Source organism: Marinobacter sp. M1C (assembly GCF_023314135.1).
In the GTDB taxonomy this organism is placed as follows: domain Bacteria; phylum Pseudomonadota; class Gammaproteobacteria; order Pseudomonadales; family Oleiphilaceae; genus Marinobacter.
In genome coordinates this window covers 4,463,108-4,489,375 of sequence record NZ_CP092289.1, presented here as the reverse complement: position 1 = coordinate 4,489,375, position 26,268 = coordinate 4,463,108, and the positions used below count along the sequence as shown (strand labels likewise).

Here is a 26,268-nt window from a genome sequence, read left to right as displayed (position 1 = left end):
TGCAGATTACCCTTCCAGCTTCCGCACCCGCTGCGCCAAGATGGAAAAATCGAAGCGCTTTCCTTTTGGCAGTAGCAGCAACAATAACGACACCGCAATCGGTACAAAGGTTGCCAGCAGGAAAGATTCCAGCAAATAGGTGAGCGGCGCCCCTGGTGCGGGAAACAGCATCAACCCGGTAGCCAGGCCGGAAAACGTGCTAATCGCGGCGTTGTAGCTTTGGTAACGGGCGTTGTAGAAGCCGAAAAATACCGGGAAAGCGGCGGCGCAGCACAGCAGATCGGCCAGTAAAAACAGGTAAAGCACGCTGTAACCTTGGGCCGCCACAAACAGCACCGGCACCGACAACAACACAATCAGCCAGCGGGACAGCGACAGCAGGCTATGGTTGCTCAACGTTGGCAGCAGCCGGCGCAGGTCTATAACCATGATGCTGGTCAGCCCGCTGATGGTGGAGTCGGCACTGCTCATAATCAGCGCCAGCCCGAAGGGTAACAGGCCAATCGCAAACCACACGGGCACATCCGCCAACAGCACGCTGAACAGCGCCACCGAGCCGTCACCCGGCAAGTCCAAACCGACAAACGCCAGCCCGAACAAACCCATGATAAAAATGATCGGGAAGCTCAACAGACCGCTGATGATAAAACCGTTGCGGATAACCTTGTTATCGCGGGCGGCGAAAATACGCTGCCAGGTGCCCTGGTAAAATAACCCGGTCAGCACCACTGCCAGAAAAAAGGTCAGGCCGGATTTCAAACCGTTGATGTCCAGCGGGTTCAGCAGGTGCGGTGCTTTTTCCTGCAAGCCTTGCAGCGCTGGAGCCAAGCCACCGGTGGCTTTCCAGCCAAAACCGATTAACAGCGCCAGAAATGGCAATATCACCAGCATTTGTACCCGGTCGGTAAAAATGGTGACCCGCAGGCCGCCATACAGGGTGTACAACAGGGTGGCGCCCATGACGATGCTGGCGGTTAGCCATAAGGGCACTGGTGCTAGTAAAGACACCATTTTGGCAATGGCAGTCAGGCCCGCAGTCAGGCTGATAAACAGATAAAAAACCATGATCACCAGCACGAAGCCGTACATAACACGACCATAGCGGCCGAGCACAAATTCGGTGAGGGTGTGGCCTTCAGGCATTAATGTTCGAATGCGTTTGCCCAAGGGAATCATGATCAAGCGCGGTGCCAGGGCACCCAGTGCATAACCGGTAACGGCACCAATACCGCCCCAGGTGGCGGCCTGGGCCGGGCCAAACAGAATCCAGGTGCCCATGGTGGTCGCCAGTAGTGTCAGCAGGGTAGCTGAGCTGCTTTGGCTGTTGCGGGCCACCAGAAAATCATCCAGCTTGTCTTGCTTGTGGCGGGCGTAAATCAGGCCGGGTATGGCAAAAAGTGCGGCGAATAAAACCAGCCACACAAGGGCCGTAGAGGTGCTTAGCATCGGTGAGTCTTCCTTGCCGTGGCAGACGGTAGCGTATCGCCAAAGGTGGCGAACGACCGGGACAACCGGGACGAGCCGCTGGGAAAGAAAGAAGCGCACAGGCAAGCATAAAGCAGGCGTTTTCCTTCCCTTCGCCGGCATTACCCGGATCAGGTTCGAAGGGTTACCGCACAACGTGCGGAGTCTCAGCCATCGCAATGGCGCCCCCAGGAATGGCAATAGAGTAGGAAGTCTGTTCGTACTTGTCAATTGCAGCTATTAACGGCGGTTTAGCCTGCATATTCGCGCAGCCGTTGTGCTATGGTTTTGGCTCGACACGGGGTGTCCTGCTTTGCAGGGCTGAGAGCACACCCGTTGAACCTGATCCAGTTCACACTGGCGAAGGGATGTCAGAAGGTGCGCCCGCACCAAATCTGTCCATTCATACCTTCGCCTCAGCCATGAGGTGTCTATGCACAAATCCGTACGTCTTGATCAACAGCTGGTTTTGATAACCGGTGCTGCACGCGGTTTGGGGGAACACCTGGTGCGCGCGTTTTTGCGCGAAGGCGCCAGCGTTGTTATCAACTATCGCAACAGCGCCGAAGCGGCGCACAAACTGGCCGCTGAAGAACCGGTACGGGCGCTTGCGGTGCAGGCTGACGTGACAGACCGCGCCGCTGTGCAGGCGATGTTTGCTCAGGCCCGGCAACATTTTGGGTTTCCGGTGACCACGGTAATCAATAATGCCTTACCGGATTTCTCATTCAACGGCGACGCCCGCCCGAACGCAGATCAGCTGACCTGGGAGAATCTGAACCAGCAGTTTGCCGGCGTCGTGGGTGGTGCGTTAAACACCACCCAAGCGGCGCTGGCCGGTATGCGCGAACAGGGTTTTGGTCGCATTGTGAATGTGGGAACCAACCTGTTCCAGAACCCGGTGGTGCCGTATCACGATTACACCGCCGGCAAAGCAGCTTTGCTGTCGCTCACCCGCACCCTGTCCCAGGATTTGGGACCGGACAACATCACCGTCAATATGGTGTCGGGCGGCCTGCTTCGCACCACCGACGCATCTGCTGCCACACCCGAGGCGGTGTTTGATTTCATCGCCGCTAGCACACCGTTGCGGCGGGTGACTACGCCGGCAGAGTTTGCCGATGCCACTTTGTTTTTTGCGTCACCCTGGTCGCGCTCGGTCACCGGGCAGAACCTGGTGGTAGACGGCGGGTTGGTGAAAAACTGATGACGGCCTCCGATTCACATCAACGGATGATGCACATCAACCTGTTTCTGATGGGTTGTGGCCATCATCGAGCCGCCTGGCGCCACCCGCAGTCGGCGGTGGAGCAGTTGGGAGATATTCGCTATTACGAGCGCCTGGCGCAAACCGCCGAACGTGGAAAACTGGACGCCGTATTTTTCGCCGACAGCAATTCGGCGGGCAATGTGTCGGATGGCAGCTGGTTTTACCTGGAGCCGCTAACGGCCATGGCCGCCATGAGCCGGGCTACGGAAAAGATCGGATTTATCAGCACCGTATCCAGCACGTTCTACACACCGTTTCACGCCGCGCGTCTTGTCGCATCGCTGGATCATATCTCCGGCGGCCGCATTGGCTGGAACGTGGTTACTTCGATGTTTGATGCAGAAGCTCGCAACCACGGTTATGAAACTATGCCCGGCCACGCCGAGCGCTACCGGCGCGCCGACGAGTTTGTGCAGGCAGTATTGGGACTATGGGATTCCTGGGCTGATGACGCTTTACAGTTTGATCGCCAGGGCCATTACGCCGACCCAGCCAAGGTGCGTCCGATTAACCACCAGGGGGAATTTTTTCGAGTAGACGGACCTTTGAACGTACCGCGCCCGGTGCAGGGGCATCCGGTATTGTTTCAAGCCGGCGCGTCGGAGCCCGGGCGGGAGCTGGCGGCCAGATGCGCTGAGGCGATTTATGCCGTTGCCTACGATTTGCCGGCGGCGAAAAGCTATTACCGTGACATCAAACAGCGGGTGAAATCCGCGGGCCGCGAGGTTTATGTGCCGATTTTACCGGGCTTGGTCACTTATGTGGCACCCACCGAGGCACAAGCAAAGACCAAGCAGCGTGAGCTTGACGAGCTGTTACCCGCGGATGCGTCTTTGCGCCAGCTGGCAATGTTTATCGGCCAGGACTGTGCTGGCTGGGATTTGGACGCACCGGTGCCAGCACTTCCGCCATTGGAGGATTTTAGCGGGCCACAGGGCCGTTACAGCACCATTTTACGCATTATCGAAACCGAAAAACCGACTCTGCGCCAGCTGCTAGGCCGGCTGGCGGCGGGGGGTGGCCACTGCACCATGGTGGGCACGCCCGAGCAGATTGCGGACAAAATGGAGCACTGGTTCCGCAACGAAGGCGCCGACGGGTTTAACCTGATGCCGCCGTCATTGCCCGCTGGCATTGAAGACTTTATCGAGCAGGTCGTGCCGGTGTTGCAAAATCGTGGTCTGTTTCGTAGGGAATATCAGGGCAGCACTTTGCGCGAACATTTGGGGCTGGCCAGGCCAGCGCATCGCTGACACATTATTTTTACGCTCGCGATCAAATCACCTTACCAACACCTTCAACAGTCGCCGCCTACGCAAGCGGCAACCCTCACAAACAGGAACACAACATGACAGAACAATCCCTGGACAAACCACTGGTGATCGCAGGGCGGCACTTCACATCGCGCCTTATGGTGGGTACCGGCCGCTACAAAGACTACGATGAAACCGCGCGGGCACTTTACGAAAGCGGCACCGAGGTCGTAACGTTTGCCGTGCGCCGCACCAGCATTGGCCAGAATCCCGACGAGCCTAACCTGCTGGATTTCCTGCCGCCAAACCGCTACACCCTGCTGCCGAATACCGCTGGCTGTTTTGATGCCCGCTCTGCGGTGCGCACCTGCAAGCTGGCCCGCGAACTACTAGATGGCCATAATCTGGTCAAACTGGAAGTGCTGGGCGATGAAACCACCCTCTACCCGAATGTGGTGGAAACCCTAAAAGCCGCCGAAGAGCTGATTCGTGATGGCTTCGATGTAATGGTGTACACCAGCGACGATCCCATTGTGGCGTTGGAGCTGGAAAAAATCGGCTGCTGCGCGATTATGCCCCTGGGTTCGCTGATTGGCTCCGGCCTTGGTATTCAAAACCCCCACAATATTCGCCTGATCGTCGAACGCGCGAACGTGCCCGTGTTGGTGGATGCCGGTATTGGTGCCGCTCACGAGGCTGCTATGGCGATGGAACTGGGGTGCGATGCGGTATTGATGAACTCGGCCATTGCCCATTCGCCAGACCCTATTGCAATGGCCCGTGCCATGCGATTGGCGGTTCAAGCCGGGCGTGAAGCCTTTCTGGCCGGGCGCATGCCCCGTCGCCAATTGGCAGATCCGTCATCACCGCTGGCCGGGCGCATCGCCAGCGCCTGACGTCTCGATTTTCAAGTGTAGAGTTGCCTTTTGCCAGGCTCCGTTTTATTCGCGGAGCCTGGCTTTTTAATGTCTGCTGCGTTAGTCCTGATTTTCCAGATGGACGGCTTGGCCTCCGCGACCTAGCGAACGGGCGCCGCCTTCGGCCTCCATTTGCACGCTGATGCGCGGTGCGGCCAGGTCCAGATACAGGTCTTCCATCCGCCGCTTCAGCAGCAGATTGAACGCTCGTGACACATCCCACTGGAACTCGGGCTTGGTACGCATACGCATGCGTAACACCGGGCAGCCTTCTGTAAACGCATGAATGCCTTGCATTTCAAGAGGCGACCAGATCAGCCAGCGCATGGCGGGATCAGCACGTAGTTCTTCTGCGGTGTCGGTCATCAGTTTGATGGCGTCATCAATGGGCAGGTCCCGCGGTACCCGAATTTTTATCAGCGCAATGCCGAACTGGCGCGACATATTGTGAATAGAGCTGATTTTGCTGAAGGTAATGTGGTGTACCACCGCTTCCAGATCCCGCAGCCGCACGGTGCGCAGATTGAAGCCTTCTACCGTGCCCATAAAGCCGTTGATTTCTACGAAGTCGCCCACCGACATTGAATCTTCCACCACAATAAACAGCCCGGTGATCAAATCCTGTACCAGCGTCTGGGCACCAAAACCGACCGCCAGACCGACAATACCGGCACCGGCCAGCAGCGGTGTAACATCTACCCCGACAATGGAAAGGCTGACCAGAAAGGCCACCACCACAATGATGATCATAATGGTGTTGCGGACAATGGGAACGATGGTTTGGGCGCGAGCCGCCCTAAGGCGCTTTTTGCGGTCGCCACGGCGTACAGCGCGCTCCAGAAGCTCATCGGCAAAGGTCCAGGTCAAGCTGGCGATCAGCCCGGTAACCGTTAGCGCAAACAGGCTGTCTGCCAGGCCAGCACTGAGGGATGGCTTGTTGGCTAGCCCTAGCAGGGATAGATCCCAGACTTGCAGCGCTATCTCAAAAAAGGCCAGCCATAACGCAATTTGTAATAGGCGATAGCCGAATTTCACCAGGCGCCGGCTGAAGGTGCTCAGAGACTTGTGGCGGAAGCTGCTTTTTTGAATGCCGACAACACCTTGCGCTGCCAAAGTGATAATCAGTACTAGTGAAACAATAAGCGCCTTGCCCAGAGCCGCGTCGCCTGAACCGCCTTTGGCAAAAACAGCCACCATAGAGGCGCCAATCGCCAGCAACAACGGAATATGCCAGAGCCGCGCCAGCAGGCCGACGAGTTCCCGCCATACGCCTTGATTCTTGCGCTGGTTATACGGCTGATTGCGTATCAGGTGGGTGATTGGGCGGCGGTTGCGGATAATCACGAAGACTGCCAGCAGGGCGCCAAACACACTGAAAACGAGCGCCAGAGTAGCGGCCAGGTCGGCGCCGAGCTGCGACACCAGCTCCGACGACCCCAGAGCGTCTGACAAAGCGAACAGAGCACCAATAATGAACAGCGGAAACAGCGTACGCCTATGTAAAATAGCAACAGCGGTGGTTCTATGGCCGCTGGAGAAAACCGAAATCATGACGTCGAATAATGACGTCAGAAGGCGTCCGCACAGGCTGATATAAGCCAGCACCAGAACGGTGCTTTGCGCGGTGTCTGAAATGCCCAGCATGCGCAGACCCAACAGCAGGAACAGGCCAACCAGTGTCAGAATCCAGGGGATTATCCGGCGTGCAAAATGCGCCATCAGCATCCAGGGCTTGGCGCGCCGGGGCATTTCCAACGGCCAGTCGCGGCGAATAAACAGCACTCGGGCAAGGCGCGACAGGCTGTACAAAAGCGCCGCCCCCAGTGCTAGCCCGATGGCTGTTTCTGCCACCACCTTGAATGAGGCAGCGGCGATCAACTCCTTACCAGCTTTGAGGGCGTTGTTAAAATTTACTTTCCAGCGCCCCAGTGACTCACCAGCGGCACCGTCAGAGCGTGTGAGATCGTCAAAAAATTCTGCGAGCGCCCCCAGCAAGCCCTGCTGAGTGGGCGAGTTTCGCTGATCTTCAATGGCTTGCGCTTGCAGGCCCTGTTGCAGAGTTTGCAGCTGTTTGATCAGGTCTTCGCGGCTGCTGTCGTCTTGCAGGGCCTGAATGGTAATTTCAAGTGACTGGCTCAATGCTTCTGCAGAAGCCGTTTGTTTCTGTTCTTCCGGGCTCGATCCGGGCAGCCCCGGGATTGCTGGCAGCGACAACCCCTGGGCCTGGGTTGCGGTGGCCGCTAGGCACAGCAGCGCAACACCGATAACAAGCGCAAAAAATGGCGCCGTGAACAAGCGGGAACCCATGGGTTGGCCTTTTATGTGCGGCGGCGTCATCAGCGCACCGCGCGTTGTAGATCTTCCAGGAAATCCTGTATTCGTTCGGCATTCGTGCCCAAATCGCTTGTACCCAGGCGTGAGGCGGAACGCATATCTACACGCACGCCTTCGCTGGTGTCGGTCAGGCGAATCACGACATCGTCTTTAAAGCCGAACCAGCGGGTGGTGGCTGTTGCTTCAAGAGTGATGGCTGTTGCATCAAGGGTTGTTGGGCTGGCCTCGGCCAGTTGCCAGTCGCGGGCAGCAATCAGATCCCGTGCCGCTGTTTGCACTCGCGCCAGGGGCACCGCCAGTGTGATGGGCTGCAGCATTGGGTAAGCAGCCCGTTGTTGGCGCGCGGTCTCAATGCCGGGATAATCCACAGCGTTGGGCGCAGCTTCACGGGCGTTGGCCAGGGCTACGAACGCCGGCGGATTGTCCATATCGGTGGTAATGTCGTGAATAGGCGGTACCGTTTGTGCCCGCTGCTGCATTTGCATCGGCATCGCAATCACCGTAACCGCCACCACGGCGGCCATTGCTCCGGTAAAAACCGCACCCCAGCGCCTACACAGGCCGGCAACCACAATGGTCACTATGCCCAGTATGGCGGCCACTGCTGCCAGTTGCGCGCCCATTCGCAGCCAGCTAAAGGCGTCGCCCAGTGCAATCCATTCCATGCGAAACATCGTCCCTGACGTCGCCATTAGAACACCGGCGGCAATCAGCGCGATGACGGCCAGCCAGGCGCACAATACAGGCCACTTGCCACCGCGACGATGGTGTTGTGAAAGCGATGACATAGTAATTACTCCTGGTTTAGTTGAGCTACTTTTAAGAGCAGCATTGCCTTGGTTCTGCTAACAAGCATAGTGTGCAATGAGGTGCAGTCTCAAGGCGACATAGCCTTAACCGCTGGCACGCAGCAGTTTTTTTTGCGTCGCGCCAAGCGACCCTCCTATAATCGCGGGGCTGTCGCCTATTATGCTTTTGCCCGGCGGCCAGTTTCTCGTCAAACAATAAGGAAAAGAAAATGCTGAAACGTTGCACGTTAGTTGCCGCCGCCGCAGGCGCGCTCTTATTTGGGTCTATTGCCCATGCTCAATACAAAGACGAGTACACCGTATCTACCGTGTTGCCATCGGCCTTTCCTTGGGGCCAGGCGGCCGACAAGTGGGTAGAGCTTGTGAACGAGCGCTCGGAAGGGCGTATCAACATGAAAATTTACAGCAACTCCCAGCTGGTGTCTGGCGACCAGACCAAAGAATTTTCTGCCATGCGCTCCGGACTGATTGATATGGCGGTGGGCTCTACCATCAACTGGTCACCCCAGGTGCCGGAACTGAATCTGTTCTCGCTGCCGTTTCTGATGCCGGATTATCCCGCCATTGATGCGATTACCCAAGGCGAGGTCGGTGAGGCCGTTTTTGCCGCCATCCAGAAACGTGGTGTAACGCCGCTGGCCTGGGGCGAAAATGGTTTTCGTGAACTGTCTAACTCCAAGCGCGCGATCCGCGAGCCGGCGGATGTGGAAGGCTTGAAAGTTCGCGTGGTAGGTTCGCCATTGTTTCAGGATACCTTTAATGCTCTGGGCGCCAACCCCACTCAGATGAGCTGGGCTGATGCCAAGCCGGCGCTAACCACCGGTGCCGTAGACGGCCAAGAAAATCCGCTGTCGGTGTTTGATGTGGCGCGTATTGATCAGGTAGGGCAGGAGCACCTGACCCTGTGGCACTACATGGCAGACCCGCTGGTCTTTGCCGTTAACAATCGGGTGTGGGCGACATTCAGCGCCGACGATCAGGCCTTGCTAAAGAAGGCCGCAATAGACGCCGGCCAATGGGAAATCGAAAAGTCCCGCAGTGAGCTGGACGCCACCTTGGCCGCCATAAAAGAGCGTGGCGTGACCGTCACCGAACTGACGCCGGCCCAGCGCGATGCGTTCATCAATGCTACTCAGTCGGTCTATCAGGAATGGTCACCGCGGATTGGTGAAGATCTGGTAAAGAAGGCCCAGCAAGCCGTCGCCGAGCGCCAGCAGTAAGCGTTCTGGCCCGAGCTTTGTGCCGAAATTCCACTCTGGCGCAGAGCCGGGCTGCCTAACCCGGAGTTTTCATGTCTACCCGCCCCCCTAAGTGCTGGCCCGAAGCCTGGCTTGCGTCTGTTGCCTTGATTGCGATCTGTTTGATCAGCCTGGGTAACGTGATTGTGCGCTACACCACCGATGCGTCTTTTGCCTTTACTGAAGAGTTCTCGGTATTTTTCCTGGTTCTGGTGACTTTTGCTGGCGCTGCGGTAGCGGCGCGCAACAACCAGCACATTCGCATCGAGCTGATCGAGCACCACCTGCCGGCGCCTTTTAGAACGGCCGTATACGTAGTGCAGTGGGCGTTGGGCGTGACGGTGTTTGCCATTACCGCTTGGTACGGCAGCGTGTTTGCCTGGCAGGAATACCAGTGGGAGTCGCTGTCACCCGGGCTGGGCTTGCCCAACTGGATTTACGTGATTTGGCTGCCGCTGATGGCGCTGGCCATTATTGTACGCATGACCCAGAGTTTGATAGATCGCCTGCGCGGCAAAGCTGATCCGGAGATCATTCATGAGTCCTGATCTGTTAATGATCGCCAGCTTCATGGTGGCGCTGTTGTTGGGTGTACCCGTGGCCATCGCCTTGGGGCTGGGCGGCGCGGTAGGCATTGTGGCCGGGCTTTCGCCAGATATGCTGGCCACCTTTGGCACTAACACCTACAACAGCGTGGCAAAGTACCCGCTGATCGCCATACCGCTGTTCATACTGACCGGTTTGATTTTTGAACGTGCCGGGGTGGCCGCCAGCTTGGTGCGTTTTGCCCAAGCTATTATCGGCCCGCGCCACGGTGGTCTGACCGTTGTTGCCGTGCTGGTATGCCTGATTATGGGCGGCATGAGTGGCTCCGGCCCGGCCGATGCTGCCGCCGTGGCCATGGTGATGCTGCCCAGCATGCGCAAGGCGGGTTATCCGCAGCCGTTTTCCGCCACGCTGATTGCAGCATCATCGTCTACCGCCATTTTGATTCCACCGTCCATCGCGCTGATTCTGTATTCCATTGTGGTGCCGGGGGTGGATTTGCGCGCGCTGTTTGCCGCCGGTGTGTTCCCCGGTATTCTGGCGGGGCTGTCGCTGCTGGTGCCGGCGCTGTATTTTTCCCGGAAATACCGCTGGGAAGATCCGAAAACCTCAGAGCGTCCACCTTTCTGGCCCAGCTTTAAAGCGGCCTTGCCGGCTTTGTTTGCGCCGGTGATCATTTTGGGTGGCCTGCGTTCCGGCCTGTTTACACCCACCGAGGCCGCGGTGGTGGCGGTCACCTACGGGGTAATTGTGGGCTGCCTGATCTATCGCAATCTGAGCCTGCGCGGGCTTTATGATCTGGTGACCGACGCTGCGGTTACGTCCGGCGTGGTTATGCTGATTATCGCTTTGGCGGGTATTTTTGCTTGGGCTGGCACAACTCTGGGCACCTTCCAACATCTGGCTGATACGCTGTTGTCGCTGTCAGACAATGGATGGGTTCTGTTAGGGCTGGTGATGCTGCTGGTGTTGCTGGCGGGTATGTTGCTGGACGCGGTATCCATATACCTGATCCTGATTCCCATCGTACTGCCGCTCATGAACCACTTTGGCTGGAACCCAGTTTGGTTTGGTATTCTGCTAGCCATGAACATTGCTATTGGTCAGTTTACTCCGCCGGTGGCGGTGAATCTGATGGTTACCACCCGTATTGCCAATATCCGCCTGGAGCACACCTTGGGTTGGGCGCTGGTTTTTATTGCCGCTATGGGCGTGAGCCTGCTGCTGGTCGCATTGGTGCCGGGCATTGCGCTGTGGCTGCCCGACAAGCTTGGTTATGTGGTTGGGCCTTGGTAAATGCAGGTTTAGGCGCGATGCGTGACAATCTAGCGCGGCGGCAACTGACAACCCTGCTTGCAACGCGAACGAAAGCGCAAGCGGGCGAACACCAGATAGGCTCGGTTCACCAGGCCAACCAGGTGCAGTTTCTTCAACACGGTCGCCAAATGGCGGTAGCCCGGCAGTTCCTGCCACACCACCACAAACGCGTGGGCACCGGACTGAAGCGTGCCTTTGCTGTCTACTGCATGAATGACTTTCATCGCATCTGTGTGACTAAGTTGGTATTGGGCCAGAGTATTATTGCTGGCAAATATGTCCTGCCAGTCAATGCGTGATTGCTTGTCGACCTTACGGTAGTGGTCAATCTCGCGGCGGCACAACGGGCATTGGCCATCGTAGAATAAAATCGGTTTTGCGGGCATAGCGTAGCCTTGTAGTCAGTCTTTTCGAGTCGTGCGTTAGTGAAGTTGAGCTACTGAGATTACGTTGGTGGGGGCGAAGTGTATTCATTAGCGGGGCAGGAAAGGCACGAATAAAAAAGCAGACAGCAAAAAGGCAGCCGAAGCTGCCTTTTTTGATTATTGGCTGTTACTCACAGCACAATTATCTGTTCTAGCTTAGACAGCTACAACGTTCTCTGCCTGAGGACCTTTCTGGCCCTGAGTAACAGTGAACTCAACCTGTTGGCCTTCGGCCAGGGTCTTGAATCCGCCACCTTGAATAGAGCTGTAGTGAACAAATACGTCGGGGCCGCCTTCGCGAGTGATAAAGCCAAAACCTTTTGCTTCATTGAAGAACTTAACGGTACCGGTAACTGTAGACATAATAATAATCCTGAATTCTTAAAGTAATGTGCTGTCAGTCATCCATAATGACGACGGATCAGCGGTATGCGGGAAACAAAAAATGAGGCGTGATCAAAAACAGGACGATGCGTTACTTAGTACGTTCTATTGATGAAGTGCTTTGCTAAATCTTTCCGACGGAAGGCACTCTACACGCAAACGAAGTCATTGCAAAGCCTTTGTGTGATTTTTTGTAACCTGTAGGTACAGCAACGGATAAGCCACGTGTTGAAATAGTGAAACCGCGGCAGCACATCAATAGAGCAATAACCAAGCTATAGTTGAAATAACGTAGCTGCCAAAGGAGCAGGGATTATGGCCGGAGGATGGGCACGGGATGGCGCCGTGCAAGATCAGATCGACGCCAGCGTTGAAGATGCGGTTAATAAAGCCAGAAGCAGCCTGGGTAAGGGCGATAGCCTGACCCATTGTGAAGAATGCGACCGGGAAATACCTGAAGCCCGGCGGGTCGCGGTGCCGGGTGTGCGCCTGTGCATACAGTGCCAGGCCGAGCTGGAAAAGCAGCAGGGCAAAAGTGGGGGCGTTAACAGACGCGCCAGTAAAGACAGCCAGCTGCGCTAACCCCCGGGTATGAGGCTGTTCAATAAAGGTGCTATGAGAATGCTATCTTAGCGCTAAGATAGCGCCCAGCAACGCCGTGACCAAGGCGCTCCCCGCACATTTGCCAGCGATACCCTCCTATTATGACCATAACGCCATTCAACCACCTTATTTGCCCGTTAGACGGACAATCCCTGCTGATGCAGCAAAACAGTTGGCACTGCGCCAACGGGCACAGTTTCGATAACGCCCGCCAGGGCTATGTGCACTTGTTGCCGGTGCAGAACAAGCGGTCACTGGCGCCTGGCGACAGCAAAGAAATGGTGGCCGCGCGCCAGCGTTTTTTAAACGCAGGGCACTATCAGCCGATAGCGGCAGCGGTTGTGCAAGCGGTCGCGGAAGCAGTTAAGACGCAGGGCGAGGGCATTGAAACTCAGCCAGGCATAGAAGAACCTTTCGCCTGTTTGGATGCGGGTTGCGGCGACGGCTATTATTTGCGCCAGCTTGATGCTTGCTCGTCGGGCCAGAAACACGAACAGCCGCTGTCGCTGGTAGGCCTGGATATTTCAAAACCGGCGGTGCTGGCTGCGGCAAAACAGTCAAAAACAACGCGATGGCTGGTCGCCAGCAACGCCAATATACCGCTGGCTGACGGGTCTTTGGGCTGCATTTTGAGCCTGTTCGGGTTTCCGGTGTATCCGGAGTTCCGGCGGGTGTTGCGCCCTGGCGGCCGGGTAATAGTTGTCGACGCGGGGCCGGCTCATTTGCGCGAATTGCGAAAAGTCATTTACCCGGTACTCAAGCCCGAGGTTGACAAACCCAACGCCAGTGAAGCACCTCCGGGCTTTCAGACAATAGGGCGGCAGACGATTAATTTCAGCCTTGCATTGGTCGGCGAAGGCGCCATTGCGGACCTGTTGGCGATGACCCCGCACTTTTATCGCGCCAAAGCCGAGGGGCTGGCCCGCGCCGCTGCGCTTGGCAAATTGCAGGTAACGGTGGACGTACGGCTGACGGTGCTGGAAACCACGCCGGTTAACGGCGCCAGCGCTCCAAGCGCTGCCTTGAAATAGTGTGGGTTAGCATCCACATACCCGGACTACCCGTTGCTGCTTATCAGAGGTGGCGGGAGTGTAAACAATAGCTTCAAGCTATCTCTTGTTTGGGTATTATCAATTTTTGTTAAGCGCGCAGCATCATTATAGTGGTGCCCATCCATTAATCATCTGGCAAGCAAAGGGCAATATTTTATGGGTATCATTAATTCTGAAATTAAACCGTTTAAAGCAACCGCTTTCAAACGGGGCGAGTTTGTTGAGATTTCCGAAGCAGACGTAAAAGGCAAGTGGTCTGTGTTCTTCTTTTATCCGGCTGACTTCACTTTCGTATGTCCCACCGAGCTGGGCGACGTAGCTGACAAGTATGAAGAACTGCAAAAGATGGGCGTTGAAGTGTTTTCTGTATCCACAGACACCCACTTCACTCACAAAGCCTGGCACGACAGCTCTGAAACCATCAACAAGATTCAGTACTACATGGTTGGCGACCAAGCCGGCAACATCACCAATAATTTTGGTGTGATGCGCGAAGGCCAAGGCCTGGCAGACCGTGCTACTTTCCTGATCGATCCGGATGGCGTAATCCAAGCCGTCGAGATTACTGCGGAAGGCGTTGGTCGTGATGCGTCTGAGCTGATGCGTCGGGTGAAGGCTGCTCAGTACGTGCGCAAGCACCCGGGCGAAGTTTGCCCCGCCAAATGGCAGGAAGGCGAAGCGACATTGTCTCCTTCACTGGATTTGGTTGGTAAGATCTAAGGCTCCTTTCTAAGGCTCCTTTAATAGGGAGCCAAACGGTACGGGCTCGTGTCACGGGCTTGTTACTTTCAGAAAACCCCGGATTTCCGGGGTTTTTTGCGTTCAGGGCAAAGCGGATCATAAACTGCGTGCAGTGGCTGGGTCAGGTGCTTTGTTCCGCAGGCGGACAAACAGCTTGCTCAGCTCTCGTAGCCACAGCACAGAGCTGGCCACGGCGGTACAGAACAGCCAGTCCTCAAGGCTAAGGTTGACCGTAGAGAAGGGTTTTTGCAGAAACGGCACGTACACAACCGCCAGTTGCAGCAATAATGACAAGGCCACCGCCGCCCACAGCCAGAGATTAGAGAACAGCCCGCGAAAGGCACTTTGTTCATCAGACCTTGAAATAAACACGGTAAACAGTGAGAACAGCACCAGGGTGGTAAAGGCCATGGTTTGGCCATAGGCAAGGCTGCCCGTGCCGGCCACCAGACCACCGGGAAGCGATGCATCCAGCACAAACAGAGTACCGGTTGCGGTGATCAGACCAACAAAAACAATCCCGGCCCACATGCCCCGTGTAATCACACCTTCTTCACGGGGTCTTGGCGGCTTGCTCATGGCGGCTTCATCACCCGGATCCAGCCCCAACGCCAAGGCCGGTGCGCCATCGCTGACCATGTTGATCCACAGAATCTGGGTGGCCAGCAACGGCAGAGCCAGGCCGGCACCCTCGGCGGTCAGGCCAATCACATCCGCCAGCAATACGCCGAAAAACATGGTTAGTACTTCGCCGATGTTGGACGACAGCAAATAACGCAAAAATTTGCGGATGTTGGCGAAAATAGCGCGGCCTTCCTCCACCGCAGCAACAATACTGGCAAAGTTGTCGTCTGCAAGAATGATATCCGCTGCCTGGCGCGACACGTCGGTGCCGGTAATGCCCATGGCCACACCAATATCCGCGGCTTTCAGGGCCGGTGCATCATTCACACCGTCGCCGGTCATCGCAACTATGTGTTTACCTTTCTGCAACGCCTTGACGATACGCAGTTTGTGTTCAGGATTAACCCGAGCGTAAACCGAGATCTCTTGCACGGCCCGGTGCAGTGCGTCGTCCGACATCTCGTCAATTTCCGCGCCCGTGAGCGCCCGGTCATTGGTGCAAATGCCTAACTCTTTACCAATAACAGCGGCGGTAACCGGGTGGTCGCCGGTGATCATCACCGGGCGGATACCCGCTTGTCGTGCCTGGGCCACGGCTTCTTTGGCTTCTTCCCGCGGCGGGTCGATCATGCCGATCAGGCCTACAAACACCAGATCCTGCTCAAGATCTTCATCTACCCGGTCTGGCTCGAAGTCGGCTGCGGGTATGAAACGGGCCGCCACACCCAGTGTGCGCAGGGCTTCCGCCGCCAGGTTTTCGTTGGCCAGCAGGATGTCGGTACGGCGCTCTGGCGTTAACGGTCGAACATTGCTCCCCACCCGTTCGCGGTTGCAGCGGCCTAACAGAACATCGGGGGCACCCTTGGTAAATACCTGAATTGACTCTCGCTGCTGGCTGTCGGTGTGCAGTGTTGACATCATTTTGCGTTCGGAGGAGAACGGAATTTCGCCAACCCGCTGATAACGGGTGTCTAGAAGATCTTCCGTCAGCCCGACTTTTCGAGCAGCAACCAGTAGTGCCCCTTCGGTAGGGTCGCCCTGAATGGTCCACCGACCGTCTTCTTCGCGCAAAACCGCATTGGCGGCGCGATCACCAACCGTCAGGGCTCGCTCCAGCTCTAGCCGCAGGGGTTCACTGATCGTGTTTTCGCCGCTGTCGGTCGCTGTGGAATGCACGGTAATCTCGCCGTTCGGCTCGTACCCGGTGCCGCTTAGAGTTACCCGGCCACTGGCGGTCACAATGGCGCGGACAGTCATTTCGTTGCGGGTGAGGGTGCCTGTTTTGTCTGAAGCGATCACGCTGGCGGCGCCCAGGGTTTCCACCGCTGCCAGATGGCGAACAATCGCATGGCGCCCTGCCATGCGCTGAACGCCCAAAGCAAGCACGGCGGTTACGATGGCCGGCAAGCCCTCGGGTACCGCCGCCACGGCCAGTGCTACGCCAAGAATCAGCACGTCGAAAATGGCCGAAAAGCCGCTGACGTGCTCTACCAGAATGATGGTGAAAATCATCACCACCGCAATGACAATCACCACCAGCCCCAGCATTCTGCCAACCTTGGCAAGATCTTGTTGCAACGGCGTTGTCTCAGCGGGCGCCTGCTCCAGCATGCCGGCAATCTGCCCCATTTGGGAGTTCATGCCGGTGGCGGTAATAACCGCGGTGCCGCGGCCGTAGGTGACGGTGGTGCCACTAAAAATCATATTTTGGCGATCACCGATAGGGGCATCGCCAACGATGGTTTCTGGGTCTTTAGATGCAGGAAGGCTTTCGCCGGTCAATGAGGCTTCGGAGGTTTGCAGAGCAACCGACTGAATCAGGCGGCCGTCTGCGGGAATCGTATCGCCTTCTTCTACCAGAACAATATCGCCGGTGACCAACTCAGCTGCGGCAATGCTCTGCTGTTCACCGTTTCGAATCACCCGAGCCCGAGCGGCGGACATTCGTTGTAACTCCGCCACGGCGTGTTCTGCCCGCGCCTGCTGCACATAACCCATGGCTGCGTTGAACAGCACAATGGCCAGGATCGCAATAGCCTCATAGGGCAGGGCGGAATCACGCTCGAATAGCCACAAGCCGAGGGAAATCGCCGCAGCCAGTAATAAAAGGATGACCAGAGTGTCAGTAAACTGGGCGAGTACCTTGCGCCAGCCGGGCACAGGCCGGGCTGCGGTCAGTTCGTTCGCGCCGTTGCGCCCCAGGCGCGCCTTTGCTTTTTCGCCGCTCAGGCCTTGCTGTGCGCTGGTTTCCAGGGCGGAAACGATGGCGTCAGGAGATAATTGATAAGCGGCTTGGGACTTCTTTAATACGCGTTCGCTGCCCATGCTTACGAGTCCCTATGATGGTGAAGTTCATAAGGATCAGTGTAACCAGAAATCTGGCCAGAGAAACGATCTGCGTCAGGTGCTGGCGATGTCTGTGCCATAACTGACACCGCGGGCCTTCAAGCGATAGAACTGCGCTACCACATCGGCCATTGCATCCGGGCAATAAGGCCGCAAACCGCCCAACACTAAACGCTTGGATACGGTGCCCAGCGCATGGTCGCCAGACATCAAACGATACTCCAGAGTGACCTGGCCACGCTTGCCATTGGCTTCCAGAGTGGCGTTATGCAGCTCCAGCTCCGGTGACACTGCATGCAGGCTGTCTAATGTGACAGTCATGCTGTCGTACATCACCATTGGCCGGTCCGGGTTGAACATTACGCCGTTGGATTCCATCAAAGGCTTCATGGTGTGCGGGAAGTTTTTGCCCGACGCTGCCACGTAGCCCAAGGTGAATTCCTCGATAAACACTTTGTCGGTAGTGATATCGCCGCTGCGGGCTACTTCCAAATACACCTTGCCAGCTGTATCACACACGTGAATGGTGCCGTCGGTGCTTTCGCGAAATTCCAGCGGCACGTCTTTACCCAGCAGGGCGCGAAAGTGGAAGGTCATGTTCGTTGACAAGCCAAAACGCCAAAGTACAACGGCGAACAGTAAGTCCCCCGGCACGCAGAAGCGGCGGGCGTCCGGATCGTGAATCGGGTTAAAGTCCCCGGCCACTTCCTTGGCAAACAGACTGGCCTGGGCGGCGCTGATGTATACGCGGCCATCCTTTTCACAGTGAAAACGTTCTAGAAACATGGAGTACCTTATTTCGAGTGGCCAGATTCAGTGGCCCATGATAGTCCAGCTGCACCCATATCAAAATGCACCATCTGGCTTAATGTAAAAATACTGCAGAAACTCTGTCAATGAGGTGCGAAATGGCCGGCGCTCATTAATAGTAAATTTCTATCGCAGTTTTTGAATCAATTGATTTGAGCTTGTTTATCAGGCGCCGTATCTTATCCGCATCAACTCAGAACAACCGGCTAAAATCGAGCCGGTTCACCGGCTTTATTCCTTATAAAGGACGACAAAATGTTAGATGCCAATTTGAAAGGCCAATTAAAAGGTTACCTGGACAACGTGAAGCAGCCCATCGAGCTGGTTGCCGCGCTGGACGACAGCGCAAAAGCCAACGAGTTGTTTGAGCTGCTACAGGAAATCGACGGGTTGTCTGACATGATTACCCTACGTGAAGATGGTGGTTCAGACGTGCGTCGCCCGTCATTTGCTATCAACCGTGTGGGCACCAACGTAGGTGTACGCTTTGCCGGTATTCCTATGGGCCATGAGTTTACGTCCCTGGTATTGGCACTGCTGCAAGTGGGTGGGCATCCCTCCAAGGCAACTCCAGAGCTGATTCAGCAGGTTCAGGAATTGGACGGAAATTTTGAATTTGAAACCTATTTCTCGCTGTCGTGCCAGAACTGCCCGGATGTGGTGCAGGCACTTAACCTGATGAGTGTGCTCAACCCAAGTGTGAAGCACACCGCCATTGACGGCGCCTTGTTCCAGGCTGAAGTGGAAGAGCGGGAAATCATGGCAGTGCCTAGCGTGTACCTGAACGGCCAGCTGTTTGGCCAGGGCCGTATGAAGCTGGAAGAAATTGTAGCCAAGCTGGACACCAACACCGACGCCCGTGAAGCCGATAAACTTCGCCAGAAGGGCATTTTTGAAGTGTTGGTCATTGGCGGTGGCCCGGCCGGCTCCGCAGCGGCTGTTTACGCAGCCCGTAAAGGCATTGCCACGGGTATTGCCGCCGAACGCTTTGGTGGTCAGGTTGCTGACACTATGGGCATTGAAAACCTGATTTCTGTGCCTTACACCGAAGGCCCCAAGTTAGTGGCCGCGATGGAGCAGAACGTAATAGAGTATGGTGTGGATATCATGAACATGCAGCTGGCCGAAAAGCTGATTCCGGCGACAAAGCCGGGCATGCCCCATGAAATCCGTATGGCCAACGGTGCCTCGCTGAAAGCCCGCACAGTGGTCCTGTCGACCGGTGCCCGCTGGCGCCAGCTGGGTGTTCCCGGTGAAGACAAGTACCGCAATAAGGGCGTAGCTTACTGCCCACACTGCGACGGCCCGTTGTTCAAAGGTAAGCGCGTAGCGGTGGTTGGCGGTGGTAACTCGGGTGTCGAAGCCGCCATCGACCTGGCCGGTATTGTTGGTCACGTAACCTTGCTGGAATTTGGAGCCGAATTGCGCGCTGATGAAGTGCTGCAGCGCAAGCTGCGCAGTTTGAAGAACGTGGATATTGCGGTATCGGCCCAGACCACCGAAGTGACCGGTGTCAACGGTAAGGTGAATGGCCTGGATTACACCGATCGTCACAGCGGTGAAAATGTTCATGTAGAGCTGGAGGGCGTGTTTATACAAATCGGCTTGATACCCAACACCGAGTGGCTGAAAGGCGATATCGAGCTCAGCAAGCACGGCGAAGTAATCATCAACGAGCGCAACGAAACCAGCATTCCTGGCGTATTTGCCGCCGGTGATGCCACCACCGTGCCTTACAAGCAAATCGTGGTTTCCATGGGCGAAGGTTCCAAAGCGGCCCTTAGCGCCTTTGACTTCCTGATTCGTAACTCTGTTGACGAATAGGTGTCGAAAAGCAATTGCTGTTAAATAATCAGCTGCGCATCAGTTCCCAGCTGCAAATGTTGACCGCCGAGGCCAGATTGAGAGATTCAATCTGGCCTTTGCCATTTATGGTGTAGGCAGTGGCGTTCAGTTCATCGAGGGCCTGAGTCGGAATGCCGCGGGCTTCGTTGCCAAACAAATAGCAGTCGTGATCGGCAAAGCTGCGCTCGGTTAAGGCGCGGCCATTCAAGTCGAGGCAAGCCAGCCGGTGAAATCGCTGGCTCAGGCTGGCTAGCTCAACATCGGTTTCCAGCGGCACATGAAATATTGCGCCCATGCTGGCTCGCACCACTTTTGGGTTGTAAGGGTCAACGCTGCCGGGGCTGAGCAGGCAGCGAAAACCGCCGAACCAGGCCAGTGTGCGTAAAATGGTGCCCAAATTGCCTGGATCCTGTACTTCGTGCAGATAAATGGCTTTTTCAGGACTGTGCTGTGGGTCGGTGGCTGGCTGCTCTTTTGCCTGGCCCATGGGCGTAATTATTGGTGCCACTTCAGGCGCTATTAATGGCACTTTTGTTGGTACTCTTGTTGGTACAACCGCCAAAATACCCTGAGGTGTTTGGGTATTGGCCAGCCGCGCCATCTGGCGCTCGCTGATCACATGAGTAGTGAACGGGCCTTGCCAGTGCTCATAAGACGCCGTCACGTAAAGTTCTGAAGACGTTAAGGCTGGCTGGGTGCTTGCGGCTTTTTGCAACTCCAGCACCAGATGCTCACCCTCTACCAGATAGTGTCCGAAAGCCTCGCGGTATTTTTTTTGTTGCAGTTTTTTGATGTCGTCCAGCTTCACGGTTATGTCCCGGTAGTATGTGCAGAGCTCAGGGGCAGCTAATAACTGGGGCTATTGTACGTGGCTGCCGGTTTTGTGTCAGTGCGTTGGTGCCGACGCGCGGGGCGCTTTTGCGGCGTTCTGGCCCCCGGCGTACAATGACGCAATGAGTAATCTGACTAATAACCCTACTAATAAAGAGCCGCTATCGCTCGGTTAACAAAGAGACACCATGGCCCGATCAAAAAGCAGTAGCCGCTGGCTAGAAGAGCATGTTAACGATCCCTTCGTAAAAAAAGCGCAAATCGATGGTTACCGCTCCCGTGCCAGTTACAAACTTCTTGAAATTAACGCCAAAGACAAGCTGATTCAGCCCACCATGACGGTGATGGACCTGGGTTCTGCGCCCGGAGGTTGGTCGCAAGTGGCCACCGACGTGGTGGGGCACAAAGGTCGGGTAATAGCCTCGGACATTTTGCCCATGGACGCTGTTGCCGGTGTCGAATTTATTCAGGGCGATTTTACCGAGAACGCCGTTTTCGAAGAAATCATGGCGGTACTGGGTGATGCAAAAGTCGACGTGGTTATTTCAGATATGGCGCCCAACATCAGCGGCGTAAACGCGGCGGACCAGGCGGCGTCTATGTACCTGATTGAGCTGGCGCTGGATATGGCCAGCCAGGTGCTAAAACCCAAAGGCAGCTTTGTCGCCAAGGTGTTTCATGGCGGAGGTTATGACGGCTACGTGAAAGCGGTGCGCGAACAGTTCGACAAGGTGGTGGTGCGCAAACCGGATTCTTCCCGTGCCCGCTCGCGAGAGGTCTATCTGGTGGGTAAGGGCTTTCGCGGCTGATCGCTTATCTAAAAGAGCTGTTGTCACGTGTAACTAAGGAATTATATGAAAGCCTTAAGAATGATTGCGCTACCCCTCGTTTTGTTGATGTGCTCGGGCCTGACTTTGGCCGCAGATGGACTGATTAAGGTTAAAAGTAACCACAGCGTAGCGGCAACAGCCGATAAACTTGAAGCGGTTTTGAGTGAGAACGGCATGAAAATCATGAACCGGATTAATCACGCTGCCGGGGCTGAATCGGCGAATATGGAATTGCGGCCTACCGAGCTGGTGATTTTTGGTAACCCGAAAGTGGGCACGCCATTGATGCAATGCTCGCAAACTGTCGCCGTGGATTTGCCCCAGAAAGCGCTGATCTGGGAGGACGAAAATGGCCAGGTCTGGCTTGGCTATAACGATCCGCAATATTTGAAAACCCGCCACGCTATCGAAGGTTGTGATCCGGTGTTAGCGAAAGTGGGGGCCGCGCTGAAGAATTTTGCCCGAGCTGCCACTGCGGACTGATAAAGCCCGGAGCAAAACACGGGAAAGCTCATAATGGCTGATACCTGGCAGGGTTCCGAGTCTCTAATATAGTCGCTCCTGCCATTCAGAGACGCACTCCCTTGCTGCTGATACGTTCTACCCTTGCTTGCCTTACGTTGATTGCCGCCATTTTGGCATTGCTTCCCGGCACAGCCGGTTTGACGCTCGTTTTGGCGTAGATCGCTTACCCGTTAAGGCCTTGTGTCATCTTGACGCATGTGCCTGGCGCTCCGATTTCATGGCAATCACCTATGGCGTATCCCATATCACTCTGTTATTGTTCGCGCCATCCTGCCTCTAGGGATCCCGCAGTTTCAGGCGTAAAGCCCACATGCGAACCATCCATACGACCTGTCAGAGGACGTCACCCCGTTAACGGCGTGTGACCGTAGTCGTTTTTTATTCCATGAATCTTCATGGCATCTGCCCGCATTCGCCAACAACGGTGTTCGTGGAGGCAGAACAATCAAGAGTTAATCTATTATGAGTTTTTCTTCACTCGGTTTGTCTGAGCAGTTAGTCCGTGCCACTTTGGACCAGGGTTACGAAACCCCGTCACCCATTCAGTTAAAAGCCATTCCAGCGGTATTGGCTGGTAAAGACGTGATGGCCGCCGCGCAAACCGGCACCGGTAAAACCGCCGGTTTTGTCTTGCCGATATTGCAGATGCTGGAGCAGAACCCGCGCACCGGCAAAGGCCCGCGCGTGCTGATTCTGACGCCTACCCGCGAACTTGCCGCCCAAGTTCACGACAGCGTGAACCTTTACAGCCGCTACGTGCCTACCCGCGCGGCTGTCGTATTTGGTGGCGTAAAAATTAACCCGCAGATGATGAAACTGCGCAAAGGGCTGGACGTACTGGTTGCCACACCCGGCCGCCTGATGGACTTGTATCAGCAGAACGCCGTGCGTTTTAACGAAGTAGAATTTTTGGTGCTGGACGAAGCCGACCGCATGCTGGATATGGGCTTTATTCGCGATATCCGCAAGATTATGGCCATGCTGCCTGCGAAGCGCCAGAGCCTGCTGTTTTCTGCAACCTTCTCCAACGAAATTCGCACCCTGGCTAAGGGCCTGCTGAACGACCCGGTGCAGATTGACGTTGCAGTGCGCAACTCAACCGTCGAAAGTGTTGTGCAGTCGGTGTATCCGGTGGATCAGAGCCAGAAAACGGCGCTGTTGAGCAAACTGGTGCGCGACAACAGCTGGGAACAAGTACTGGTATTTACCCGCACCAAGCACGGCGCCAACCGCCTGACCGAGAAGCTGGGCAAAGACGGTATTACCGCTGCTGCGATTCACGGCAATAAGTCCCAGGGTGCCCGTACCCGTGCTTTGGCCGAGTTCAAACAGGGTGATATCCGTGTGCTGGTAGCGACCGACATCGCTGCTCGCGGTTTGGATATTAAGCAGTTGCCCCAAGTGGTGAATTTTGAACTGCCTAACGTGCCGGAAGATTACGTTCACCGCATTGGCCGTACCGGTCGCGCGGGTGAAAGTGGCCACGCGCTCTCTTTGGTGAGTGCTGACGAGCTCAGCATGTTGGTCGGTATTGAAAAGCTGATCAAAAAACAGCTGCCGCGTAAGGAAGTGGAAGGCTTTGAGCCTAAAAACAACGTGGCACTGAAGCCAAAAGCCAAGGCCGATCCGAGCAAAGCTCGTAATCGCAGCGGTGGAAATGGTGGCGGCAATGGCCGGCCCAGTGATAAGCCCGGCGGACGCAGCGCAGGCCGCAGCCAGAATGGCAATGGCGGCCAACGTGGACGTTCAGGCCAGCGTCAAAACCAGGACGCCTGAAGCCATGCGGGCTTGAGGTAGCAGGTTAAAAAATGCGGAGCTTCGGCTCCGCTTTTTTTGTGCGCCCGGCACGGGCGCACTCCTGGAGGTGCAAGTCCTCCCGTAAGCTGGCCACAGCGAACGAAGTGAAGCGCAACTGAGGAAGGGTGACCGACCGTGGGGAGGAAGCGTGGAGCGTAAACCGCGAGCCGATGAACAAGAATCGGATATGAGGCGCTGCTAAGCAGGGCGAGCGGGCAAGAAGCCGCGAAGCTCTTGTGGTCAAGGCAAGGTGGTGTAAATCCGGCGGTTGTGCGGTGAAGGAGTGTGTTCTTACCCGGGGAGATCTCGCCTCATGCCTGAAAGGGCGACGTGGAAACACGGAGCGAGAAGTCAGCAGCGGCCATAGTAGCTCCACCACGGAGCGAAGGGCCGAACGAGAAGGAGCGTCAAACGACTTGACGATGAGGTCTGCCAGGCATCAGATGCCCGCATCCGCGGGGCGGGTCACGCACCGGGAAGGTGAAGCCTTGCCGTGCGTGTCCAGCGATGAAACAGAACTCCCGCGTCGAGATCCGAAGGGCGCAGGGCGAAGCCTGCTAGAGCAGGCGTTCGCGAGAGAGAAGATTGATCCTAGCTTCAGCGAACACAGTCACGGCTTTCGCCCGGGCCGCCGTGCCCACGATGCCGTTCTGTCCGCCCAGCGATACGTCCAGCAAGGCCGCCACATTGTGGTTGATGTGGATTTGTCCAAGTTCTTTGACCGCGTCAATCACGACATTCTGATCGACCGCCTGAGGAAACGCGTGAACGACCCCGGTCTGATGCGGCTGCTGAGGCGCTGCTACGACACACTGCATTTGAAGATTAACGAATCCAAGAGTGCAGTGACGAGCGTGTTTGGGCGCAAGTTCCTTGGCTATGCTTTATGGCAGGGTCCGAACGGCGAAGTCCGCCGTGCGGTCTCAGCGAAGGCATTGCAAGCGTTCAAGCTGCGGATCCGGCAACTGACTCGACGTTCGGGAGGGCGCAGCATGGAACAAGTGGTGGAGAAGCTTCGACGCTATCTGCTGGGCTGGAAAGGTTACTTCAAGCTGTCGCAAACTCCACGCATCTGGCGCTCGCTGGATGGATGGATGGATACGTCGGCGCTTGAGGGCTATGCAGCTTAAGCAGTGGCGACGAGGTAAGACGATCTATCGGGAGCTGATGCGCCTGGGCGCAAATCCCTGGGTGGCACAATCGGTAGCGGCTCTGAGCCGGCGCTGGTGGCACAATAGCTTGTCTGCTATCCACAACGTGTTGACGGTTGCCTATTTCGATCGGCTGGGTGTGCCAAGACTCTCATGACCTCAACTTCTCGAACCGCCCGGTGCGGACCCGCATGCCGGGTGGTGTGGGAGGGGCGGAGCCTCATGGCTCCCCCCTATCCCGATTGTTCAGAATCTGAAAATGAAAAACTGGACCGTGTGAAAACAGGGCCCCATAAAAGGTAGTACTTTCAGAGTCTGCTGGGCCGGCTGCTCAGCAGACTATCCGCAAGGGATCAGAACTTGTAGGTGAAACCTACCATGTAGACCATTGGGTCGATTTCGACTTCAAATTTGTCGGTACGCGCTGCAACATTGCCAGCCCCGTCAAAAGCGGTAATGGTGGCGTCAGTGTTGATATCAGCCCACCATACAGCTGCGTTAAGACCAAAATTCTCACTCAGCATATAATCCATGCCTATTTCTACAGCAACGCCAACGCTGTCATCCAGCTTTAGGTCAGTGGAGGCTGCCCCGAGCGCGGATGTTAAGGTTGGGTCAGTTTTCTCTTCAAAGAAGGTCGTGTAGTTCACGCCTAAGCCCACAAACGGCTGGAAGACCGAGGAGCTATGCATTGGATAGTATTGCAATGTCAGCGTTGGTGGCAGGTGCTTGGTTTCACCCAGCTTGCCTGCAGCGCCAAGTGTTCCAGCGCCTACGATGTTATGTTTGAAAGGAGTAGCACCCAGCAAGCCGATACCGATGTTGCTGGTGAACATATAGGTGGCACGAATACCCAGCTGCGTGTTGTCGTCAACATCAACCCGGGGGTTTGCAGTTAGAACCGGATTGCCAGCTACATTGATGCGTTCACTAGATCCGTCCGGCGCAACATGAGCAACACCAGCGCGCAGAATAAAATCACCAGCTTCAAAAGCCTGAGCAGCCGGTGCAACCGCCATTACGGCCGCAGCCAAAACACCAATTCTGAAAGTATGGGACATAGTAAATCTCCAGGGTTCGATTCGTATTGGCGGTAAGAGTAATGGTTGTTACAAAGGCAATCTTGATTTAGCGCAATTATTAAAAAAAGAGGAGC

The 26,268-nt window shown here is 56.0% G+C and carries 22 protein-coding genes, 1 pseudogene and 2 riboswitches; of the genes and pseudogenes, 14 read left to right on the top strand and 9 right to left on the bottom strand.

Annotated features, from left to right (window positions below; all coding sequences use genetic code 11):
- Positions 1-6: 6 nt before the first annotated feature.
- Entirely contained in the window at positions 7-1,446 is a 1,440-nt protein-coding gene (locus MIH19_RS21060) for a sodium:solute symporter (RefSeq protein ID WP_249006726.1), read from the bottom strand.
- Between the two features lie 109 nt (positions 1,447-1,555).
- A riboswitch (TPP riboswitch) is annotated at positions 1,556-1,664 on the bottom strand.
- Between the two features lie 89 nt (positions 1,665-1,753).
- Positions 1,754-1,850, top strand: a riboswitch (TPP riboswitch).
- Positions 1,851-1,897: 47 nt separating this feature from the next.
- Here MIH19_RS21060 and MIH19_RS21055 point away from each other — a divergent pair.
- From MIH19_RS21055 to MIH19_RS21045, 3 genes are all read left to right on the top strand, one after another.
- On the top strand, positions 1,898-2,671 hold the full coding sequence (locus MIH19_RS21055) for a 3-oxoacyl-ACP reductase (protein WP_249006725.1): 774 nt from the start codon (positions 1,898-1,900) through the stop codon (positions 2,669-2,671).
- Positions 2,671-3,987, top strand: coding sequence for an LLM class flavin-dependent oxidoreductase (locus MIH19_RS21050; RefSeq protein ID WP_249006724.1), 1,317 nt, complete (start codon positions 2,671-2,673; stop codon positions 3,985-3,987). Before MIH19_RS21055 ends, MIH19_RS21050 begins: the two co-directional genes overlap by 1 nt.
- A 95-nt stretch (positions 3,988-4,082) precedes the next feature.
- A complete protein-coding gene (locus tag MIH19_RS21045; protein ID WP_249006723.1) occupies positions 4,083-4,883 on the top strand; it encodes a thiazole synthase in 801 nt (266 codons plus the stop codon).
- Between the two features lie 81 nt (positions 4,884-4,964).
- Here the strand turns inward: MIH19_RS21045 and MIH19_RS21040 are convergent, their stop codons facing one another.
- Positions 4,965-7,241, bottom strand: coding sequence for a mechanosensitive ion channel domain-containing protein (locus tag MIH19_RS21040; RefSeq protein WP_249006722.1), 2,277 nt, complete (start codon positions 7,239-7,241; stop codon positions 4,965-4,967).
- Positions 7,241-8,026: a DUF1499 domain-containing protein gene (locus MIH19_RS21035; protein ID WP_249006721.1), complete on the bottom strand. Its 786-nt coding sequence runs from the start codon at positions 8,024-8,026 to the stop codon at positions 7,241-7,243. The genes MIH19_RS21040 and MIH19_RS21035 overlap by 1 nt, the downstream gene beginning before the upstream one ends.
- 230 nt (positions 8,027-8,256) lie before the next feature.
- On the opposite strand from MIH19_RS21035, the gene MIH19_RS21030 reads away from it, so the two are divergent.
- The 3 genes from MIH19_RS21030 to MIH19_RS21020 all read left to right on the top strand — a co-directional run bounded on the left by MIH19_RS21030 (position 8,257) and on the right by MIH19_RS21020 (position 11,127).
- Positions 8,257-9,267 carry a DctP family TRAP transporter solute-binding subunit gene (locus MIH19_RS21030; RefSeq protein ID WP_249006720.1) on the top strand — a complete coding sequence of 337 codons (1,011 nt, stop codon included), beginning with the start codon at positions 8,257-8,259 and terminating at the stop codon, positions 9,265-9,267.
- Between the two features lie 71 nt (positions 9,268-9,338).
- Positions 9,339-9,833: a TRAP transporter small permease gene (locus MIH19_RS21025; RefSeq protein ID WP_249006719.1), complete on the top strand. Its 495-nt coding sequence runs from the start codon at positions 9,339-9,341 to the stop codon at positions 9,831-9,833.
- Complete coding sequence (locus MIH19_RS21020; RefSeq protein WP_249006718.1) at positions 9,823-11,127, top strand: TRAP transporter large permease; 1,305 nt, start codon at positions 9,823-9,825, stop codon at positions 11,125-11,127. The genes MIH19_RS21025 and MIH19_RS21020 overlap by 11 nt, the downstream gene beginning before the upstream one ends.
- Before the next feature lie 29 nt (positions 11,128-11,156).
- Here MIH19_RS21020 and MIH19_RS21015 read toward each other — a convergent pair whose 3' ends face one another.
- Together MIH19_RS21015 and MIH19_RS21010 are read right to left on the bottom strand one after the other, a co-directional pair.
- Positions 11,157-11,534, bottom strand: a complete 378-nt coding sequence (locus tag MIH19_RS21015) for a DUF393 domain-containing protein (protein ID WP_249006717.1) — start codon at positions 11,532-11,534, stop codon at positions 11,157-11,159.
- Positions 11,535-11,729: 195 nt separating this feature from the next.
- Positions 11,730-11,936, bottom strand: a complete 207-nt coding sequence (locus tag MIH19_RS21010; RefSeq protein ID WP_007348184.1) for a cold-shock protein — start codon at positions 11,934-11,936, stop codon at positions 11,730-11,732.
- 336 nt (positions 11,937-12,272) lie between these two features.
- Between MIH19_RS21010 and MIH19_RS21005 the strand changes: the two genes are divergently transcribed.
- From MIH19_RS21005 to ahpC, 3 genes are all read left to right on the top strand, one after another.
- The gene (locus MIH19_RS21005) at positions 12,273-12,539 is read left to right on the top strand and encodes a DksA/TraR family C4-type zinc finger protein (protein WP_249006716.1); all 267 of its coding nucleotides are present in this window, start codon (positions 12,273-12,275) and stop codon (positions 12,537-12,539) included.
- 122 nt (positions 12,540-12,661) lie between these two features.
- Entirely contained in the window at positions 12,662-13,591 is a 930-nt protein-coding gene (locus tag MIH19_RS21000) for a putative RNA methyltransferase (RefSeq protein WP_249006715.1), read from the top strand.
- A 177-nt stretch (positions 13,592-13,768) separates the two neighbouring features.
- Positions 13,769-14,332, top strand: a complete 564-nt coding sequence (gene ahpC, locus MIH19_RS20995; protein WP_249006714.1) for an alkyl hydroperoxide reductase subunit C — start codon at positions 13,769-13,771, stop codon at positions 14,330-14,332.
- A gap of 117 nt (positions 14,333-14,449) precedes the next feature.
- Here ahpC and MIH19_RS20990 read toward each other — a convergent pair whose 3' ends face one another.
- Positions 14,450-17,302 (bottom strand): cation-translocating P-type ATPase, encoded by a 2,853-nt coding sequence (locus MIH19_RS20990; RefSeq protein ID WP_249006713.1) that lies wholly within the window; start codon positions 17,300-17,302, stop codon positions 14,450-14,452.
- A gap of 75 nt (positions 17,303-17,377) precedes the next feature.
- Entirely contained in the window at positions 17,378-18,109 is a 732-nt protein-coding gene (locus MIH19_RS20985) for a DUF3581 domain-containing protein (protein WP_249006712.1), read from the bottom strand.
- 279 nt (positions 18,110-18,388) lie between these two features.
- Between MIH19_RS20985 and ahpF the strand changes: the two genes are divergently transcribed.
- Entirely contained in the window at positions 18,389-19,957 is a 1,569-nt protein-coding gene (ahpF, locus tag MIH19_RS20980) for an alkyl hydroperoxide reductase subunit F (protein ID WP_249006711.1), read from the top strand.
- A gap of 28 nt (positions 19,958-19,985) precedes the next feature.
- On the opposite strand, the gene MIH19_RS20975 is transcribed toward ahpF, so the two are convergent.
- Positions 19,986-20,786: an RNA methyltransferase gene (locus MIH19_RS20975; protein ID WP_249006710.1), complete on the bottom strand. Its 801-nt coding sequence runs from the start codon at positions 20,784-20,786 to the stop codon at positions 19,986-19,988.
- 211 nt (positions 20,787-20,997) lie between these two features.
- Here MIH19_RS20975 and rlmE point away from each other — a divergent pair, with 211 nt between their 5' ends.
- The 4 genes and pseudogenes from rlmE to MIH19_RS20955 all read left to right on the top strand — a co-directional run bounded on the left by rlmE (position 20,998) and on the right by MIH19_RS20955 (position 25,269).
- Positions 20,998-21,618: a 23S rRNA (uridine(2552)-2'-O)-methyltransferase RlmE gene (rlmE, locus tag MIH19_RS20970; protein WP_249006709.1), complete on the top strand. Its 621-nt coding sequence runs from the start codon at positions 20,998-21,000 to the stop codon at positions 21,616-21,618.
- A gap of 45 nt (positions 21,619-21,663) precedes the next feature.
- Complete coding sequence (locus MIH19_RS20965) at positions 21,664-22,122, top strand: DUF302 domain-containing protein (RefSeq protein WP_249006708.1); 459 nt, start codon at positions 21,664-21,666, stop codon at positions 22,120-22,122.
- A 504-nt stretch (positions 22,123-22,626) separates the two neighbouring features.
- On the top strand, positions 22,627-23,940 hold the full coding sequence (locus MIH19_RS20960) for a DEAD/DEAH box helicase (RefSeq protein WP_249006707.1): 1,314 nt from the start codon (positions 22,627-22,629) through the stop codon (positions 23,938-23,940).
- Between the two features lie 437 nt (positions 23,941-24,377).
- Positions 24,378-25,269: pseudogene (locus MIH19_RS20955) on the top strand (group II intron maturase-specific domain-containing protein).
- 196 nt (positions 25,270-25,465) lie between these two features.
- Here the strand turns inward: MIH19_RS20955 and MIH19_RS20950 are convergent.
- A complete protein-coding gene (locus MIH19_RS20950; RefSeq protein ID WP_249006706.1) occupies positions 25,466-26,173 on the bottom strand; it encodes an OmpW family outer membrane protein in 708 nt (235 codons plus the stop codon).
- Positions 26,174-26,268 lie beyond the last annotated feature (95 nt).